Below are 16839 nucleotides of genomic sequence, written 5' to 3'. Positions count from 1 at the left end.
CGGGGCGCGGGCCGCCTCGTCCGGATCGTCGGTGACGCCGTAGAGCCGGCAGCCGGGTGCGAGGAAGCCGGCGCCGCCCGGGGCGTGGTAGCGGAAGACCGGCGCGCCGACGGCGGGGACCACATCGTGTTCCGCGAGCGTGTCCGCGACGGCGCCGACCGACGAGGGCAGCAGCCCCTGGTAGCAGGGGTGCTTGGTGGGGAAGGGCGGACGCGGCGCGCTGGGCGCGACGTACACGGGCCGCCGGGCGCGCTCGGCGAGCGCGCCCGCGGCGGTGAAGCCGCACTCCGTGTCGGCGCCGGTACCGAGGATCAGCGCGGGGTGGCGCGCGGCGCGCAGGGCGCCGCTGGTCCCGCCGAGCGCGGCGGGCTCGACCACCCGGGGGCGGCGGGACGTTGCGCCCGAGCAGGTGCCCCACGGCGTCCTCGTCGGCCTCCGCGTCCCGGTCGTCGAGCGGCACCGACAGGTGGGCGGGGCCGCACGGCGCGCTGTTGGCGAGGCCGGCGGCGCGCGCGAGCAGGACCGGGCCGTCCTCGGGCGGCAGCGCTTCGCCGGACCACTTGACCAGGGGTCGCACAGTCTCGTCGCGTCGACATGGGTGAGTGTCGCCGCCCAACGGCACGTATCGGCGGGTCTGCCCGCCGGCGAGCACCGCGAGCGGGGTGTGGCAGGCCGCCGTGTCGGTGAGCCCGCCCACGGCGTTGCCCGTGCCGGAGGCCGCGTGCAGGCTGAGGAAGCCCGTGGTGTGCGACGCCTGGGCGCGTACGCGTCCGCCATGGCGGCGGCACCCTCCCGGAGGGCCGGGCAGTAGTGGACGTCGTCGGGCAGTCCGGTGGGGAAGGAGAGCCCGTGGGAGCCGGGGTCGGCCGAAGACGGCCCGCACCCCGCGCTTGCGCAGGATGCCGTAGACGGCCTCGCCGACCGTGACCAGGGAGGACGGCTCCTCTGCGCCCGGCTCCCGCGCCTCAGCCGCGCGCGAAGTCGAGCACGCCTCAGCCGCGCGCGAAGTCGAGCAGGTCGGCGTTGAAGGTCTCGGCGAACCCCGGCACCATCGCGAGCCCGTGGGGCGCGCCCCGGTAGACGCGGTAGGTCGATCCCGAGACCAGCTCGGACGACTTCTCGCCGGACGCCACGATGGGCACGATCTGGTCGTCGTCACCGTGGGCGATCAGCGTCGGCACGTCGAACCTCCGCAGGTCCTCGGTGAGATCGGTCTCGGAGAACGCCTTGACGCAGTCGTACGCGCCCTTGATCCCGACCGTCATGGACCACAGCCAGAACTGGTCCCTGATGCCCTGCGTCACGGCGGACCCGTCGCGGTTGGCGCCGTAGAAGGGCGCGCTCAGGTCCCGGTAGAACTGGGAGCGGTCCTTCAGGATGCCCTGCCGTATCTCGTCGAAGACCTCGATGGGCAGGCCCTCCGGGTTGGCCTCGGTCTTCAGCATGAGCGGCGGGATCGCGGCGAGCAGCACGGCCTTCGCGACCCGGCCCGTGCCGTGGCGGCCGATGTAGCGCGCGACCTCTCCGCCGCCGGTCGAGTGGCCGACGAGGATGGCGTCGCGCAGGTCGAGCGCCTCGATCACGGCGGACAGGTCGTCCGCGTACGTGTCGAGGTCGTTGCCCTCCCAGGTCTGCCCCGAGCGCCCGCCGCCCCGGCGGTCGTGGGCGACGGCGCGGAACCCGTGGTCGGCCACCACCTTGAGCTGGGCGTCCCAGGCGTCGGCGGTGAGCGGCCAGCCGTGCGAGAACACGACGGGCTGCCCCGACCCCCAGTCCTTGTAGAAGATCTGCGTACCGTCGGCGGCGGTGGCGAAGGGCATGGTGGTTCCTTTCGGTGCCGGGGACGGCTCCGCGCCGGCGGAGCCCGGTGCCCGGGGCGGAACGCGGTTCTCACACCACAGGCCGGCGGCGGACGCACGGGAAGGCGAAGCGGAGTCGGTCGGCAGCGGGTCGTCCCGGTGCGCGCGAGCACCTCGTCCCACCGACGGTACCCGCTGGGGACATATCCGGCAGTTCGGGCGGGACACGGCCATCCTCCGCGGGTCGCCGGGGCCTCAACACGCCTGGTGCCGCGGCCGGTTGACCGTCCGGTCCGCGCCTGCCGCGAACACCGGGCGGGCCGCTCACAGCGGGTCGGGGGCGCCTCGCGGTGCGCGGCCCCCGGACAACGCGAGATGGCGCCCCCGTGGGTGCGGGGGCGCCACAAGCGCGGGCAGACGGGCGCCGGAAACCGGCGGCCCGCCGCCTGCGCCTACTGGTCCGAGGGGGCCTTCCTGGCGCCCGTCGCCTCCGCCGTGCGCTGCGCGGGAGCCGTGCCGCGCGCGGCGACGGCCTTGCCCCCGGGGGCCTTGGCCGGCTCCTCCGTGAAGTCCACCCGGCCCATGTGCCGGTGCATCGACTTCATCAGCAGCCAGACACCGAGCGCCAGCACCGCGAAGACGACGAACCCCAGCAGGCCGGGGGTCACCTTGTTCTCGTTGACCTCGGCGAGCGTGACCATGTGCGTCACTGCGTGAGTCGCATCCATGTCATGCATTGTCGCGGATGCCCGCGAAGAGGTCGTCCTCGGGGAGGGAGGTGTCGACAAGCGACCGAGCGAGCTCGTACTCCTCGGTCGGCCAGACCTCCTTCTGGAGGTCGAGCGGGACGCGGAACCAGCCGCCGTCCGGGTCGATCTGCGTGGCGTGCGCGAGCAGCGCCTTGTCGCGGATCTCGAAGAAGTCGGCGCACGGCACGTGCGTGGTGAGCGTCCGCTCGGGGCGGTCGCTCTTGTCCCACCGCTCCAGCCACTCCCCGTACGGCGACTCAAGGCCGCGCGCGAGCAGCGCCTCGTGCAGCGCGACCGTACGGGCCCGGTTGAAGCCCTGGTTGTAGTAGAGCTTCTGCGGCTGGAAGGCCGGGCCGAACTCGGCCTCGGGGTACTTCTCGGTGTCCGCCGCGTGCTCGAAGGCGACCATCGAGATCTTGTGGGTCATGATGTGGTCGGGGTGCGGATAGCCGCCGTTCTCGTCGTACGTGGTGACGACCTGCGGGCGGAAGGAGCGGATGAGCCGCACCAGCCGGCCCGCCGCCTCGTCCACGTCCGCGAGGCCGAAGCAGCCCTCCGGCAGCGGGGGCAGCGGGTCGCCCTCGGGCAGCCCGGAGTCCACATAGCCGAGCCACTCCTGCTTGATGCCGAGGATCTCCCGCGCCTCGTCCATCTCGCGCTTGCGCACCTCGTGGATGTGCTCCTCGATGTACGTGTCCCCCTGGAGCTTCGGGTTGAGGATGTCGCCGCGCTCGCCGCCCGTGCAGGTCACGACAACCACGTCCACCCCCTCGGAGACGTACTTGGCCATCGTGGCCGCGCCCTTGCTCGACTCGTCGTCGGGGTGGGCGTGAACGGCCATCAGTCGCAGCTGCTCAGTCAAGACTCGATCCTCAGTGATTCGTCGCAAAGGGCGGCTTCTATAGTGACGGATACCGGGGGGCGAAAATTCCGGCATCGGCGCCCGCCGCGAGAGGACGGACCATGGCCCAGGCAGGCACGCAGGCCCCCGCGGGCCGCTACGGCCGCTCGGCGGACGAGCGTGCGGACCACAGGCTGAAGATCATCGGCGTGGTGCTCGGCGCCCTCGCGGTGCTCGGCCTCGGCTACTACGGGTTCCACAGCCTCACCGACCGGAGCCTGTCCGGCCAGGTCATCTCGTACGAGGCGGTCGACGCGTCCGCGATGCGCATCCACCTGGAAGTGCGCAAGGGCGAGACCACCACCGGCAGCTGCACGGTCCGCGCGCTCGACACCGACCACGTCGAGGTCGGCCGCAAGACGGTCCGCTACGACCAGCACAGGACGCAGGTCGACGAGGTCGTCACGCTCCGCACCACCGGGAGGGCGACGGCCGCCGAGCTCGTGGGCTGCTCCGACAGCTAGGGCCTTTCGTTCGGATCACGCCGGGAGTGCGCCGGGCGCCCGCCTGCCGCGCCTCCCCGCCCCGCCCGCCCAGGCCGCCGAAACACCGCGCCGACCAGCGGCGATGCCAGGTAGGCGGCTTTTGCCTTCCCCCTGTGGCCGGGAAATTGTTAGGCTCGTGGTTTCGCCCGACCGGGAAGGCCCCATCCTTACTGGTAGGGCGTTCATTTGTATTCCCAGTACCTACGAGGAGCACCTGTGACCCAGACCAGCGAGAACGTCACCTGGCTCACCCAGGAGGCGTACAACCAGCTCAAGGCAGAGCTGGAATACCTGTCTGGTCCCGCCCGCACCGAGATCGCCAAGAAGATCGAGGCTGCGCGCGAGGAGGGGGACCTGCGGGAGAACGGCGGGTACCACGCGGCCAAGGAGGAGCAGGGCAAGCAGGAGCTCCGCGTGCGCCAGCTGACCCAGCTCCTGGAACACGCGAAGGTCGGTGAGGCGCCCGCGGACGACGGCGTCGTGGAGCCCGGCATGGTCGTGACGATCGCCTTCGACGGCGACGAGGACGACACGCTCACCTTCCTGATGGCGTCCCGCGAGTACGCGAGCGCCGACATCGAGACGTACTCGCCGCAGTCGCCGCTCGGCTCCGGTGTGAACGGCAAGAAGGTCGGCGAGGACGCGCAGTACGAGCTGCCGAACGGCAAGACGGCGACGGTGAGGATCCTCGCCGCGAAGCCGTACTCCGGCTGACGCGGCCGACTCGACGCTCCACACTCCACGCACGGGCCGTGCGGCACCGATCCACCGGTGCCGCACGGCCCTTGCCGTGCACGGGGCGCGACCAGGAGGTCGCCGAGCGGTACCCCGGCGCGCCTTCCGGCGTCACAGGTCCCAGTCGGACCCGTAGCGCGCGGTCAGCTCCGCTATCTCGGGGGGCGCGAGGAGGCGCCGCTCGCCCTCGGGCAGGAGCAGCAGCAGGGTGCAGACCTCTTCGAGCTCGATCGCGGCGTCGACCGCGGCCGCCAGGTCGCGGCCCGACGTGACGGGGCCGTGGTTGGCCAGCAGGACGGCGCGGAACGCGAGGGGCATCGCCTCGATGACCGCGGCCTGGACGGCGTCGCCCGGGGCGGCGTACGGGACGAGCGGCGTCTGGCCCACGCGCATCACGAAGTACGGCGTCAGCGGCGGCACGGCGCTCCGCTCCGACCAGGCGGGCCGGCAGCTGACGGCGGTCGCACTGCGGGAGTGCAGGTGCACGACGGCCGTGGTGTCCGGGTGGCGTCGGTAGAACGCCGTGTGCAGCGGGAACTCCTTCGACGGCCTGGGCCCCTCCAGGTGTCCGCCGTCGAGGTCGAGGACCGTGAGCGCGCCGGGGTCGAGAGCGCCGAGCTCGGCCCCTGTGGGCGTGATCAGCACCCGGTCGCCCGTGCGGACGCTGAGGTTGCCCGACGCGCCGGGGCTCAGCCCGAGCCCGGCGAGCCTGGTGCCTGCGGCGACGAGGTCCTGCCGCGGCGTGCTCATGAGAGCGCTCCCCACGCCGTGGTGAACAGGTCGGTGCCGCCGAAGTTCCCCGACTTCAGGGCCAGGTCGACCGGGTGCGCGGACCCGTCGGAAACGGCCTCCGTGTGCGCCCAGGCGACGCCGGGCGCGATCGGCGCGCCGATGCGCAGGGTGCGTGCGCCGAGCGCCGTGACGACGGCGCCCGAGGTCTCGCCCCCGGCCACCAGCAGATGGCGGGCGCCCGCGGCCACCAGCGCGGTGGCGCAGCGCGCGAGGGCCGTCTCCACGAGCTGCGCGGCCCCCGGGTCCGCGGAGCCGGGCACGGCGGTCTCCTCGCCCGTGGCGTAGATCAGGGGTGGCCGCCCGGGGTCCTCGCGCCAGCAGCCGGTCGCGAACGCGACCAGTCCGGCCACGGCGCCTTCGAGGTCGGCGCGGAGCGCCTGCGGGTCGAGCGCGCGGGACGGCAGCACCCGCCTGGCGTGCCCGACCTGCGCGCGGGTGGCGGCCGACGCGCTCCCCGACAGGACCGCGGCGGGGCCGCGGCCCGTCGCGCGGGCCCGCGCGGACTCCTGGTCGCCGTGCGGCCCCGTGAGGCCGAGCGCGAGCCCGGCCGCGCCCGTGACGAGCGGCAGGTGGGCGGTGGCCGCGGCGATGGTCCGCAGGTCGTCGTCGGTGGTGGCGTCGACGACGGTGAGGGCGTCGCGCGCCTGCGGGGCGTCGAGCGCCTCACGCACGGCGCCCGCCCCGGCACGTACCGTCTCGTGGGGGACGCGGTGCACCGCCCGTACGGTCTGCGGCGCGAGCAGCCTGCCGAGGTGGGAGTCGCGCATCGGGGTCAGCGGGTGGTCGCGCATCGGGCTCTCGTCGAGCAGGTCGTCGTGGACGAAGAGGCGGGCGCGGTAGACGGTGCGGCCGGTCGCGGGGAAGGCGGGCACCACGACGGTGCCCGGCGCGCCGAGCTCGTCGAGCAGCGCGTCGGCGACGGGGCCGATGTTGCCCCGCGGTGTCGAGTCGAAGGTCGAGCAGTACTTGAAGTAGAAGCGCTCGCACCCGGCGGCACGCAGCGCGCGCAGGGCGGCGACCGACTCGGCCACCGCCTGCCCGGTGGGCGCGGTGCGCGACTTGAGCGCCACGACGACGGCGTCCGCTTCGGCGGGCACGTCCGCCGCGTCCTGTCCCCCGCCGGGGACGCCGACCGCGACGACGGTTCTGAAGCCGCGGGCGACGAGCATGGTGGCCAGGTCCGTCGCTCCCGTGAAGTCGTCCGCGATCGCCCCGAGGTGTGGCATCGGTCCTCCTGATCGGTCACCGGTGGGTGTCTTCCCTGGGCGGAGCTGGGCCCCCACGCCACCCGGATGTGAAATGATGTTACCACTGTTGACGCAAGCGTGAAGAAGTGTTTAGTTTGCGTTAATCGGCGGTCGCCGGCGCGTTTCTCCCTCGCGTTCTTCGCCCCGCCGTCGTGAGAACCCGACGAGGAGAGTCCGCGATGAACGTGCGCGACCAGTCACCAGCCGCCGGCGGCCCGCCGGTCCGGTACGCGCTGACCGGGGCCGGAGGCGGCTTCGCCCGCACCCTGCTCGCCCAGAGCCGCCTGCTGTCCTGGCTGACCCCGGCCGTCCTGTGCGACCTCGACACCGACCGGGTCGTCGCCCTGTGCACCGAGCTCGGTTACGCGGCGGACACCCTCGCGGTGTGCGAGGACGCCGACGCCGTGGCGCGGGCCGCAGCCGCGGGCCTGACCGCCGTCACATCCGACGCGGGCGCGCTGGCCGCCGCCGAGTGGGACGTCCTCGTCGAGGCAACCGGCAGCCCCGCGCACGGCCTCGCGATGGCCGAGGAGGCACTCGCGGCCGGCCGGCACGTGGCGATGGTGAGCAAGGAGGTGGACTCCGTCGCCGGCATCCACCTGGCCCGCACCGCCGCGGCCCGCGGCCTCGTCCACACGCCCGTCGAGGGCGACCAGCCCGCCAACCTCATCGGCCTCGTCTCACGGGTCCGCGGCCTCGGCCTCGACATCGTCGCCATCGGCAAGTCGAGCGAGTACGACCTGGTGCTCGACCCCGCCACGGGCACCGTCACGCAGCTCGACGCCACCGTCCACGCGCCGGAACTCGCCGGCCTGCTCGACCTCGGCGACGACCCGCGCGCCACCCTGGCGGCCCGCGCCCGCGCCGTCGGCGCGCTGCCCGTCGGCGCCACCGCCGACTACTGCGAGATGGCCGTCGTCGCCGACCACACCGGCTTCCGCCCCGACACCGAGCTGCTGCACTACCCGGTCGCACGCCCCGCGGAGCTCGCCGACGTGTACGCGCTGCGCGAGCACGGCGGCGTCCTGCGGCGCCCCGGCGCGGTCGACGTCTTCCGCGCGCTGCGGCTTCCCGGTGAGGCGTCCTTCGCCGGGGGCGTCTTCGCCGTCGTCCGCACCCACGACGCCGAGACCTGGCGGATGCTGGCGGGCAAGGGCCACGTCGTGAGCCGGGACGGGCGCTACGCGGCGATCTACCTGCCGTACCACCTGATGGGTGTCGAGGCCCCGGCGACGCTGCGGGCCGCAGCCGGGGGCCGCGGCAGGGGCGCGGCCCGCCCGCGCCGCAGCGCGGTGCTCGCCGGGCGGGCCCGCCAGGACCTGGCCGTCGGCGACACCCTGTCGATGGGCGGCCACCACCACGACGTCGCCGGTGTGCAGGCCGTCCTGCTGCGCGCCGAGGAGGCACCCGCCGAGACCGCCCCGCTCTACCTGGCCGCGGGCGCCCGCCTCGCCCGGCCCGTCGCGGCAGGCGAGCTGATCGGCCTCGACGACCTGGCAGGGGCCGACCCCGCCCTGGCGCGTGCCTGGCTGGCCGGCGCCGACGCGGCGGACGACGCCGCGCGGGGCACCGAGGGAGAGGAGGGCGGACACCGATGAGCACCGCCATGGAACACGTGATCATGGCCGCGGTGGCCATCGTCGTCCTGGTGCTGCTGATCACCAAGGTCAGGCTGATGCCGTTCCTCGCGCTCTCGGTCGCGGCGCTCGGGCTCGGCCTCGCGGCCGGCCTCGGCCCCGGCGGGGCGGTCGACGCCTTCGAGAAGGGGTTCGGCGACTCGCTCAGCGACACCGGCCCGATCATCGGCCTCGGCACCGTGCTCGGCGGCATCCTGCTGGGCTCCGGCGGTGCCGACCGGATCGCGACCTCCTTCATCGGGGCCCGCCCGATCAAGTGGGTGCCGACCGCCATCACCGCCGCGGCCCTGCTCATCGGCATGCCGCACATCTTCGACGTCAGCTTCATCATGCTGGTCCCGCTGGTCTACGCGACGGCCAGGCGCACCGGCACCCATCTGCTGTACGTGGGCCTGCCGATGGCCGCGGGCCTGTACATCTCGCACGGCCTGCTGCCGCCGCACCCCTCGCCGACCGCCGCGATCGGCACGTACCACGCCAACACCGGTCTGACCCTGCTGTACGGGCTGGCCATCGGCATCCCGATCGCCGCGCTCAACGGGCCCGTCCTGACCCGCGTGCTCAGCCGCTGGTTCGGCCCGGCGCCCGACCTCAGCACGGGCGGCCCGATGCCGGAGGAGCGGATCGAGCCCGACCGCCGGGGCCGGCCGGTCTCGCTGGCCTTCGCGCTGATCACCGTGGCGCTGCCCGCCGCCCTGATGCTCGTCGGGACCCTCGGCAAGGGGCAGGTCTCCGAGGGCTCCTGGGCGCATCCCGTCTTCGAGTTCTGCGACAACCCGGTGCTCTCGCTGTCGATCGCGGTGATCTTCGCGTTCTTCGCGCTCGGCGTGCGCTCCGGGTTCGGCCTCGGCCAGCTGCGGGCGATGACCTCCAAGGGCCTCGGGCCCGCGGGCACCATCATCCTCATCCTGGGCGCGGGCGGCGCGCTGAGCGAGATGCTCACCGCGACCGGTGTGGGCAAGGTGATCTCCGACAACGCCTCCCACTGGTCCATATCGCCACTGGTCCTCGCATGGGGCGTGGCCGCGCTGCTGCGGATCTGCCTGGGCTCCGCGACCGTCGCCACCGTCACCGCCGCGGGCATCATGGCACCGCTGATGGGCTCCTATCCCGGGCTCTCGCCCGAGCTGCTCGTCCTGGCGACGGCGTCGGGCGCGGTCATGCTGTCGCACGTCAACGACTCCGGCTTCTGGATGTTCAAGGAGTACTTCCAGCTGTCCGTGGCCCAGACGTTCCGCACCTGGACGCTCATGCTGTCGCTCCAGTCCCTGCTGAGCCTCGGCGGTGTCCTGCTGCTCAGCACGGTGGTGAGCTGACGCCCGCCGGGAGCCCGCCGCCCGCTGCCGTACGCCGGTCCCGCACCGGGGCCGCACCGGCACCGGGCGGCGGCGCCGCCACCCGCCATCGGACAATGGACGGCAACGCGGCCGCCGGCCGCCGTACACGAGACGGAGTACCCGCGTGACCTCCTCGCAGGAAAGCTCGCAGGAAAGGCCGCCGCTCATCCCCGACCAGCGGCGCGAGGTACTGCTGAAGCACCTGCGGCGCGAGGGGGTGCTGAGCGTCCAGCAGATCACCCAGCTGTTCGGCGTCTCCCACATGACGGTCCGCAGGGACATCGCGGAGCTCGAACAGCAGGGCCTCGTCTACTCCGTGCCCGGCGGCGTACGGATCGCCAACGGGATGCGCTCGGAGCCCGGCTTCGCCGCCAAGTCCCTGGTGGAGCAGCCGGAGAAGCACGCCATGGCACGGGAGGCCGCCACCCTGGTGCGCGAGGGCATGACCGTCTACCTCGACGCCGGCACGACGATGCTCGCCATGATCCCCGCCCTCACCGAGCACGCGGCGCTGACGGTGGTCACCAACGACTTCAACGCCGTCGAACAGCTGGGCCGGGCACGGCACATCGAGGTGGTGCACGTCGGCGGCCGGGTCGAGCCCGACAACCGCTCGACCGTCGGCCCGCTCGCCGCCGCCACCGTCCGCCAGCTCGCCTTCGACATCGCGTTCGTCAGCGCGAGCTCCTGGGACCTGCTGCGCGGGGTGACCACCCCCTCGCAGGACAAGGTCGAGGTGAAGCGCGCGGTGATGGCCTCGGCCGCGCAGTCGGTCCTGGTCGCGGGGGCGTCGAAGTACGGCACGTTCGGGCTGTACAAGGTCGCGCCGCTGAGCGCCTTCGACGTCCTCGTCACGGACGCGGGTCTCGCGGGGGCCGCGGCGGACGGCATCCGCGCCGAGGTCCAGGACCTGCGCCTCGCGGCGCCGGCCCGGGACGGCGCGCGGGCCGAGCTGCCCTGAGAACGGGCCGGCGGCCCGTCAGGAGGCGGCGGAGCGGTACGCGCGCACGGCCAGCGTGCGGAAGACCAGGATGATCAGCGCGGACCAGATCAGCGAGGCCCACACCGGGTGCTGCATCGGCCAGGCCGTCGACGTGGAGACGCCGGGGTTGCCGAACAGCTGCCTGCTCGCCTGCACGGTCGCGCTGAACGGGTTCCACTCCGCGACCGGCTGGAGCCACCCCGGCATCCGGCTGGAGTCCACGAACGCGTTCGAGATGAACGTCACAGGGAACAGCCAGATCAGCCCGCCGGAGGTGGCGGCCTCCGGGGTGCGCACGGACAGGCCGATCAGCGCGCCGATCCAGGAGAAGGCGTAGCCGAGCAGGAGCAGCAGTCCGAAGGCGCCGAACATCTTCCCCACGCCCTCGTGGATGCGCCAGCCCACCAGCACGGCGACGACGGCGAGCACCACCACCGTCAGGGTGGTCTGCACGAGGTCGGCGAGGGTGCGCCCGGTCAGGACCGCGCCGCGCGCCATGGGCAGCGACCTGAAGCGGTCGACCAGGCCCTTGTGCATGTCGTCGGCGATGCCCGCGCCCGCCCCCGCGGTGGCGAAGGTGACGGTCTGCGCGAAGATCCCGGCCATCAGGAAGTTGCGGTAGACGCTCGGGTCCGTGGTGCCGCCGACGGTCAGGGAGCCGCCGAACACATAGCTGAACAGCACCACGAACATGATCGGCTGGAACAGCCCGAACAGGATGACCTCGGGAATCCTGGTCATGCGGATCAGGTTGCGCCGGGCGACGACGAGCGAGTCCCGCACGGAGCCCGCGAGGCCGCCGCGCGCCGCCGGTGCCTGGGTCGTGATGGCGGTCATGACGCCGTCCCCTCCGCCCGGTCCCCCGGGCCGCTCGTGGTGTCGCGCCCCTGGTCGTCGGCCTCCTCGGCCGCGTGGCCCGTCAGGGAGAGGAACACGTCGTCCAGGGTCGGCCTGCGCAGGCCGATGTCGTCGATCTCGATGCCCCGCGCGTCCAGCTCCCTGATCGCCTCGGCGAGCAGCTTGGCGCCGCCGGTGACGGGGACGGTGAGCCTGCGGGTGTGCTCGGCGACGGTCACGGCCGCGTCGCCCGTGACCGCGCCCGCCTTGCCGAAGCCGCCGAGCACGGTGCGGGCGGTGGCGACGTCGTCCTGCCGGTGCACCACGACCTCGACGCGCTCGCCGCCCGTGCGCGCCTTGAGCTCGTCCGCGGTGCCGCGCGCGATCACGCTGCCGCGGTCGACGACGGCGATGTCGTGGGCGAGGTGGTCGGCCTCCTCCAGGTACTGCGTGGTCAGCAGCAGGGTCGTGCCGCCCGCCACCAACTCCTCGATGATCGACCAGAGCTGCTGCCGGTTGCGCGGGTCGAGCCCGGTGGTGGGCTCGTCCATGAACATCACGGGCGGGGAGACGACGAGCGCGGCGGCGAGGTCGAGCCTGCGCCGCATGCCGCCCGAGTACGTCTTGGTGGTGCGGTCGGCGGCGTCGGCGAGGTGGAAGCGTTCGAGCAGTTCGTCGGCCCTGGCCTTCGCCCGCCGCGCGCTCATCTGGTAGAGCTGGCCGACCATCCGGAGGTTCTCCCGGCCGGTGAGGTACTCGTCGACGGCGGCGAACTGGCCGGAGAGTCCGATGGAGCGGCGTACGTCGTTGGGCCTCCTGAGGACGTCGATCCCGGCGACGACCGCATGGCCGCTGTCCGGCCGCAGCAGGGTCGTCAGGACGCGGACGGCGGTGGTCTTGCCGGCTCCGTTGGGTCCCAGCAGACCGAGGACGGTGCCTTCCGGTACGTCGAGGTCGACGCCGTCCAGAGCCCGTACGTCGCCGAAGGTCTTGACCAGACCCTCGGCATGGATGGCGCCTGGCATGAGGGTTCTCCTGACTGGTGGGTCCTGGGCCGACGGCGGCAGGGGACTGGTCGGGTCCCGGGCCGCCGGCGGGCCGAACGGTATCGCGATACATCGCGTTGCTTCAAGCGAGGCGCACGGCTAGCCGTGCGGCCGTTTCCGCACACCCCCCGCACGGGTGACCCCCCGGGCGGGCGGAACTCGTCGCCCCACCCCCGTCCCCGCCCGCTGTCCCCGCCCGCGCAGGTCCGGGACGCCCGGCAGGGAGCGCCACAGGAAGGACGTCTTCCGCGTACCCTTGACCACCATTAACCGACCACCGCACGAGAGAGCCCCGGCCATGCCCCCCATTCAGGACATGACTTCCGATGCGTCGGTCTCGCAGGACGCGACGGGCGCGCTGGACCGCCAGGATTCCAGGGACACCGTTCCGGCAGCATCCGAATTCCCGGACGGCGCCGGTCTCCTCGACGCCCTCCAGCACCAGGTCGCCATCTTCGCCCGGCGTGCCGAACAGACCAGGCTCGGCGGCGTGGGGCAGGTGCGCAACACGATGGACCGCGCCGCGTACCTGCTGCTCAACCGCCTCGACCTGGAGGGCCCCATGGGCGTCAAGGCGCTCGCGGCCGGCATGGGCATCGACTCCTCGACCGTGACCAGGCAGGTCGCGCCGCTGGTCGACAGCGGCCTGGTCAAGCGCACGTCGCACCCCGACGACGGGCGGGCCGTCGTCCTGGAACTCTCCGAGCGCGGGCGCGCCCGCCTCGACGAGGTGCGCCGCTCCCGCAGGCTGCTGATGCAGCGGGTCACCGAGGACTGGACCGAGGACGAGCGGATCTCCTTCACCACCTTGCTCGCCCGCTTCAACAGGAGCCTGCCCGCGGCCAAGCAGCCGAGGCTCGACCCGGACGAGGCGCCGCCGGCCTCTTGACCGCGGCCCCCGGCGGCGCTGCCATGAAGGCGTGCGGCAGCCGCGCGGGGCCCCGGGAGCAGAGCGTGGCCGCGCCCCCGAGTTCGAGTCGTTCGTCGCGGGCGCGGCCGGCCGGCTGCTGCACCTGGCCGCCCTGCTGACCGGCGAGCCGCCGCAGGCCGCGCCGCGTGCGCTGCGGCTGCTGACGGCCGCGCTCGCCGCCGCCTACGCCGACTGGCCGCGGCTGCGCGGCGAGGATCCGTACGACAGGGCACGGCGCGAACTCGTGGTGCGGTACGCGCGCTACGCCGCCTGGCGGAGCGGGCGCGGACGCGGCGGCGTACTCGGACCGCTCGGCAGGCAGGAGCGGCTCGTACTGGTGCTGCGGCTCTACGAGGGTGCGGGCGAGGAGCAGACCGCGGCGCTGACCGGGCTGCCGCCCGAGCGGGTGCGGGCGCTGTGCGCGCGGGGCGTCGCCGTGCTGCGTTCCGGGGCGCGCGCCGCCCGGCAGGGGGACCTGGCGCGGGCCGCCGCGGACGGGCGGACCGCGCGGTGACCCGCAAGGAGGACCAGGTGCGGCGGATGCTCGAAGGGCCGCACCCGCGGGTGCCTCCCGGGCTCGCGCCCGCGGCGGCCGCCCGGGGCGCGCGGATCGTCCGCCACAGACGGGTGAGGCGGCTGGCCGCCGTGTTGACGCTGGCCGCCGCGGTGGCGGCGCTCGCCGTGTGGCTCGCGCTCACCGGGCCGTGGGCGGCGCCGCCCTCGGTCGTCGCGCCGCCGCCCCGGGTGTTCTGACGCGGCCCGCTCTGCGCCGAGCGCGCGGGCGTCCTCGGCGCGGCGGCTCAGTCGCGCGCCAGCGCCTGCTTCAGGTCGTCGAGCAGGTCGTCGCCCGACTCGATGCCCACCGAGAGGCGCACCAGGTCGGAGGGGACTTCGAGCGGGGAGCCCGCGGCCGAGGCGTGGGTCATCCGGCCGGGGTGCTCGATCAGCGACTCGACGCCGCCGAGGGACTCGCCGAGGGTGAAGAGGCGGGCGCGGTCGCAGACCGCGACGGCCGCCGCCTCGCCGTCCGCGACCCGGAAGGACACCATGCCGCCGAACGCCTTCATCTGCTTGGCCGCGACCTCGTGGCCCGGGTGCCCCGGCAGCCCCGGGTAGAGGACCTGGGAGACGCGGGGGTGGTGCGCCAGCATGTCCGCGATCCGCTCGGCGTTCTCGCTGTGCCGGTCCATCCGCACGGCGAGCGTCTTGACGCCGCGCAGCACGAGCCACGCGTCGAAGGGGCCCGCGATGGCGCCCATCGCGTTCTGGTGGAAGGCGAGTTCCTCGCCGAGCGCCGGGTCGGAGACGACCAGCGCGCCGCCGACCACGTCGGAGTGGCCGCCCATGTACTTGGTGGTGGAGTGCACGACGACGTCGGCGCCGAGCGCGAGCGGCTGCTGGAGGTAGGGGCTCGCGAAGGTGTTGTCGACGACGAGCTTCACGCCGGCGGAGCGTGTGACGCCCGCGAGCGCCGCGATGTCGCTGATGCCGAGGAGCGGGTTGGAGGGCGTCTCGACCCAGACCGCCTTGGTCCGCGGGGTGAGGGCGGCCCGTACGGCCTCGGGGTCGGAGCTGTCGGCGACGGACCACTCCACGCCCCACCGGGAGGCGACCCGCGCGAACAGCCGGAAGGTGCCGCCGTAGGCGTCGTTCGGGATGACCACGTGGTCGCCGGGCGCGAGCAGCGTGCGCAGCAGGCAGTCCTCGGCGGCGAGGCCGGAGGCGAACGCCAGGGCGCGGCTGCCGCCCTCCAGCGCGGCGAGGTTCTCCTCAAGGGCGCTGCGGGTGGGGTTGGCGCTGCGGCTGTACTCGTAGCCGCCGCGCAGCCCGCCCACGCCGTCCTGCTTGTAGGTGGAGACCTGGTAGATCGGCGGGACGACGGCCCCGGTCGCGGGGTCCGCGGTGTTGCCCGCGTGGATGGCGCGGGTCTCGAAGTTCAGGGAATCGCCGGTGTGCTCGTGGTTCATGGGGCCGAGGGTAGCGGGCGCGCAGGTCGGTTCCCGGCCATCCGGTCGGCGGCGGACTTGGGGACAATGGAGGCATGGAGATCCTCTGGTTCCTGTTCGCCCTCGGTCTGCTCGCGGCCGCGCTCGGCCCGATCCTGCGGCGCAGGCGCGCCGCGCGCCCGGCCCGCAGCGCCCCGCGCGAGGCTTCCTGGCCGGCCGGGGGGCCGATCCGGCGGGTGCCTGCGGACGCTCCGGACGCCGCGGACCCGGAGGCGTACGGCTTCCTGCGCCAGGAGGAGCTCGACGTGCGGGTGCCGGGGCCCGACGACGAGCTGCTGCACGTGCTCGACGTGGTGCAGGGCACCCAGCAGTGGGGGGCCGCGTCGCGGCTGCTCGCCGGGACTCCCGCGGACGGCGAGGCGCGCTGGCAGCGGGTGCAGGGGTTCGCGGGCGCCGCCGCGCTCGAACTCGCCGGGCGGCCCGGCGCGGGCGGCAGGTGGCTGCGCGAGTGGCGGGTGGAGGCGCAGAAGGACGCCGGCGGCGCGGCGGTGCAGGCGGAGTTCCTGGTGCAGCGGGCGTGGCGCAGCTCGCGGCCGGGCGAGGAGGAGTTCCGCATCCTGCTGGAGGAGGCGCGGACGGTGTGCGGCGAGGCGGCGCTGCTCGCGCCGGGCGACCCGGTGCCGTACATCGTGGAGCTGTCCGCCGCGCGCGGCCTCGGCTGTCCGCCCGCCGAGTTCGACCGGCTGTGGGCGGAGGTGATGGACCGCGCGCCCGCGCACATGGGCGCGCACCTGGCGGCCCTGCGCTACTGGGGCGCCGCGTGGCACGGCTCCCGGGAGGACGCGGACCGCTTCGCGCGGACGGCCGCGGCCCGCGCCCCGCGGGGCTCGCTGCTCGCGGCGCTGCCGCTGTTCGCGCTCTACGAGCACCTGCCCGAGGTCAATCTCGTCCGGGGCTTCTACCGCAGCGAGGCTGTCACGAAAGCGGTCGCCGGGGCGCTGTACGCGGTGCACTCGGCGCGGCCCGACGACCCGGTGCTGCCGCACGTGCGGCATCTGCTGGTCTTCTTCCTCGTCAGGATGGACCGGTGGGGTGAGGCGATGGCCCAGCTGGTGGGGGTCGACGGGCAGGTGGGCGCCGTGCCGTGGACGTACAGCGAGGACCCGGCCGCCGAGTACGCGCTCCACCGGGCGCTGGCCGTCGCCGGGTACGAGGCGAACGGCGGCAGCCCGGCCACGCTGCCCCGCTGAGGCGCCCCGCCGAGGCGCCGCGTGGCCGGGTGCCGCGCGTGGTACGCGGGCCAAGGATGTCCCTGCCGCCCGTGCGATATGCGGGCCGAGGGCGTCCCCGCCGCCCGTGCGGTACGCGGGCCGAGGGCGTCCCCGCCGCCCGTGCGGTACGCGGGCCGAGGGCGCCCCCGCCGCCCGTGCGGTACG

Annotated in this window: 17 protein-coding genes and 1 pseudogene; 9 read left to right on the top strand and 9 right to left on the bottom strand. The window is 74.2% G+C overall.

The window, feature by feature from the left end; translation table 11 throughout:
- Nucleotides 1-15 precede the first annotated feature (15 nt).
- The 4 genes and pseudogenes from ABEA77_RS33990 to mca all read right to left on the bottom strand — a co-directional run.
- Nucleotides 16-777, bottom strand: a pseudogene (locus ABEA77_RS33990) (hypothetical protein); the annotation flags it as partial.
- A gap of 215 nt (nucleotides 778-992) precedes the next feature.
- On the bottom strand, nucleotides 993-1820 hold the full coding sequence (locus ABEA77_RS15470; RefSeq protein ID WP_345646910.1) for an alpha/beta fold hydrolase: 828 nt from the start codon (nucleotides 1818-1820) through the stop codon (nucleotides 993-995).
- Nucleotides 1821-2251: 431 nt separating this feature from the next.
- Nucleotides 2252-2536 carry a hypothetical protein gene (locus ABEA77_RS15465; protein ID WP_345646907.1) on the bottom strand — a complete coding sequence of 95 codons (285 nt, stop codon included), beginning with the start codon at nucleotides 2534-2536 and terminating at the stop codon, nucleotides 2252-2254.
- The gene (mca, locus tag ABEA77_RS15460) at nucleotides 2529-3410 is read right to left on the bottom strand and encodes a mycothiol conjugate amidase Mca (RefSeq protein WP_345646904.1); all 882 of its coding nucleotides are present in this window, start codon (nucleotides 3408-3410) and stop codon (nucleotides 2529-2531) included. The genes ABEA77_RS15465 and mca overlap by 8 nt, the downstream gene beginning before the upstream one ends.
- 101 nt (nucleotides 3411-3511) lie before the next feature.
- Between mca and ABEA77_RS15455 the strand changes: the two genes are divergently transcribed.
- Nucleotides 3512-3913, top strand: a complete 402-nt coding sequence (locus ABEA77_RS15455; protein WP_345646901.1) for a DUF4307 domain-containing protein — start codon at nucleotides 3512-3514, stop codon at nucleotides 3911-3913.
- A gap of 237 nt (nucleotides 3914-4150) precedes the next feature.
- Nucleotides 4151-4648: a transcription elongation factor GreA gene (gene greA / locus ABEA77_RS15450; RefSeq protein WP_345646899.1), complete on the top strand. Its 498-nt coding sequence runs from the start codon at nucleotides 4151-4153 to the stop codon at nucleotides 4646-4648.
- A gap of 132 nt (nucleotides 4649-4780) precedes the next feature.
- Here greA and ABEA77_RS15445 read toward each other — a convergent pair whose 3' ends face one another.
- Complete coding sequence (locus ABEA77_RS15445; protein WP_345646896.1) at nucleotides 4781-5419, bottom strand: class II aldolase/adducin family protein; 639 nt, start codon at nucleotides 5417-5419, stop codon at nucleotides 4781-4783.
- Nucleotides 5416-6687 (bottom strand): 3-oxo-tetronate kinase, encoded by a 1272-nt coding sequence (gene otnK / locus ABEA77_RS15440; RefSeq protein WP_345646893.1) that lies wholly within the window; start codon nucleotides 6685-6687, stop codon nucleotides 5416-5418. The genes ABEA77_RS15445 and otnK overlap by 4 nt, the downstream gene beginning before the upstream one ends.
- A 200-nt stretch (nucleotides 6688-6887) precedes the next feature.
- On the opposite strand from otnK, the gene ABEA77_RS15435 reads away from it, so the two are divergent.
- The 3 genes from ABEA77_RS15435 (at nucleotide 6888) to ABEA77_RS15425 (ending at nucleotide 10643) form a co-directional block, all read left to right on the top strand.
- Nucleotides 6888-8306 carry a homoserine dehydrogenase gene (locus ABEA77_RS15435; protein WP_345646890.1) on the top strand — a complete coding sequence of 473 codons (1419 nt, stop codon included), beginning with the start codon at nucleotides 6888-6890 and terminating at the stop codon, nucleotides 8304-8306.
- On the top strand, nucleotides 8303-9661 hold the full coding sequence (locus ABEA77_RS15430; protein WP_345646887.1) for a GntT/GntP/DsdX family permease: 1359 nt from the start codon (nucleotides 8303-8305) through the stop codon (nucleotides 9659-9661). The genes ABEA77_RS15435 and ABEA77_RS15430 overlap by 4 nt, the downstream gene beginning before the upstream one ends.
- 145 nt (nucleotides 9662-9806) lie before the next feature.
- Nucleotides 9807-10643 (top strand): DeoR/GlpR family DNA-binding transcription regulator, encoded by an 837-nt coding sequence (locus ABEA77_RS15425; RefSeq protein WP_345646885.1) that lies wholly within the window; start codon nucleotides 9807-9809, stop codon nucleotides 10641-10643.
- An 18-nt stretch (nucleotides 10644-10661) separates the two neighbouring features.
- Here ABEA77_RS15425 and ABEA77_RS15420 read toward each other — a convergent pair whose 3' ends face one another.
- Both ABEA77_RS15420 and ABEA77_RS15415 read right to left on the bottom strand, forming a co-directional pair.
- Complete coding sequence (locus tag ABEA77_RS15420; RefSeq protein ID WP_345646882.1) at nucleotides 10662-11501, bottom strand: ABC transporter permease; 840 nt, start codon at nucleotides 11499-11501, stop codon at nucleotides 10662-10664.
- A complete protein-coding gene (locus tag ABEA77_RS15415) occupies nucleotides 11498-12526 on the bottom strand; it encodes an ATP-binding cassette domain-containing protein (protein WP_345646879.1) in 1029 nt (342 codons plus the stop codon). The genes ABEA77_RS15420 and ABEA77_RS15415 overlap by 4 nt, the downstream gene beginning before the upstream one ends.
- Nucleotides 12527-12845: 319 nt before the next feature.
- Between ABEA77_RS15415 and ABEA77_RS15410 the strand changes: the two genes are divergently transcribed.
- From ABEA77_RS15410 to ABEA77_RS15400, 3 genes are read left to right on the top strand one after another with little or no spacing between them, the layout of a single operon-like run.
- Nucleotides 12846-13436 carry a MarR family winged helix-turn-helix transcriptional regulator gene (locus ABEA77_RS15410; protein ID WP_345646877.1) on the top strand — a complete coding sequence of 197 codons (591 nt, stop codon included), beginning with the start codon at nucleotides 12846-12848 and terminating at the stop codon, nucleotides 13434-13436.
- A gap of 31 nt (nucleotides 13437-13467) precedes the next feature.
- Entirely contained in the window at nucleotides 13468-13971 is a 504-nt protein-coding gene (locus ABEA77_RS15405; RefSeq protein ID WP_345646874.1) for a hypothetical protein, read from the top strand.
- Nucleotides 13968-14210 (top strand): hypothetical protein, encoded by a 243-nt coding sequence (locus ABEA77_RS15400; protein ID WP_345646871.1) that lies wholly within the window; start codon nucleotides 13968-13970, stop codon nucleotides 14208-14210. The genes ABEA77_RS15405 and ABEA77_RS15400 overlap by 4 nt, the downstream gene beginning before the upstream one ends.
- A gap of 47 nt (nucleotides 14211-14257) precedes the next feature.
- Here ABEA77_RS15400 and ABEA77_RS15395 read toward each other — a convergent pair whose 3' ends face one another.
- A complete protein-coding gene (locus tag ABEA77_RS15395; RefSeq protein ID WP_345646868.1) occupies nucleotides 14258-15424 on the bottom strand; it encodes a cystathionine gamma-synthase in 1167 nt (388 codons plus the stop codon).
- Nucleotides 15425-15498: 74 nt separating this feature from the next.
- Between ABEA77_RS15395 and ABEA77_RS15390 the strand changes: the two genes are divergently transcribed.
- A complete protein-coding gene (locus tag ABEA77_RS15390; RefSeq protein ID WP_345646865.1) occupies nucleotides 15499-16653 on the top strand; it encodes a hypothetical protein in 1155 nt (384 codons plus the stop codon).
- Nucleotides 16654-16839: the final 186 nt, after the last annotated feature.

It is taken from the genome of Streptomyces tremellae (assembly GCF_039540215.1).
Taxonomy (GTDB): domain Bacteria; phylum Actinomycetota; class Actinomycetes; order Streptomycetales; family Streptomycetaceae; genus Streptomyces; species Streptomyces tremellae.
The sequence above is the reverse complement of the archived record's forward strand: the minus strand, read 5'-3'. Positions and strand labels throughout refer to the sequence as shown.

What these genes read in the sequence shown, in the direction of transcription:
- ABEA77_RS15390 (WP_345646865.1), top strand. Translation starts at nt 15,499, where the DNA reads ATGGAGATCCTCTGGTTCCTGTTCGCCCTCGGTCTGCTCGCGGCCGCG.
- ABEA77_RS15410 (WP_345646877.1), top strand. Translation starts at nt 12,846, where the DNA reads ATGCCCCCCATTCAGGACATGACTTCCGATGCGTCGGTCTCGCAGGAC.
- ABEA77_RS15465 (WP_345646907.1), bottom strand. Translation starts at nt 2,536, where the DNA reads ATGCATGACATGGATGCGACTCACGCAGTGACGCACATGGTCACGCTC.
- otnK (WP_345646893.1), bottom strand. Translation starts at nt 6,687, where the DNA reads ATGCCACACCTCGGGGCGATCGCGGACGACTTCACGGGAGCGACGGAC.
- ABEA77_RS15435 (WP_345646890.1), top strand. Translation starts at nt 6,888, where the DNA reads ATGAACGTGCGCGACCAGTCACCAGCCGCCGGCGGCCCGCCGGTCCGG.
- ABEA77_RS15445 (WP_345646896.1), bottom strand. Translation starts at nt 5,419, where the DNA reads ATGAGCACGCCGCGGCAGGACCTCGTCGCCGCAGGCACCAGGCTCGCC.
- ABEA77_RS15420 (WP_345646882.1), bottom strand. Translation starts at nt 11,501, where the DNA reads ATGACCGCCATCACGACCCAGGCACCGGCGGCGCGCGGCGGCCTCGCG.
- ABEA77_RS15470 (WP_345646910.1), bottom strand. Translation starts at nt 1,820, where the DNA reads ATGCCCTTCGCCACCGCCGCCGACGGTACGCAGATCTTCTACAAGGAC.
- ABEA77_RS15455 (WP_345646901.1), top strand. Translation starts at nt 3,512, where the DNA reads ATGGCCCAGGCAGGCACGCAGGCCCCCGCGGGCCGCTACGGCCGCTCG.
- ABEA77_RS15395 (WP_345646868.1), bottom strand. Translation starts at nt 15,424, where the DNA reads ATGAACCACGAGCACACCGGCGATTCCCTGAACTTCGAGACCCGCGCC.
- ABEA77_RS15430 (WP_345646887.1), top strand. Translation starts at nt 8,303, where the DNA reads ATGAGCACCGCCATGGAACACGTGATCATGGCCGCGGTGGCCATCGTC.
- ABEA77_RS15415 (WP_345646879.1), bottom strand. Translation starts at nt 12,526, where the DNA reads ATGCCAGGCGCCATCCATGCCGAGGGTCTGGTCAAGACCTTCGGCGAC.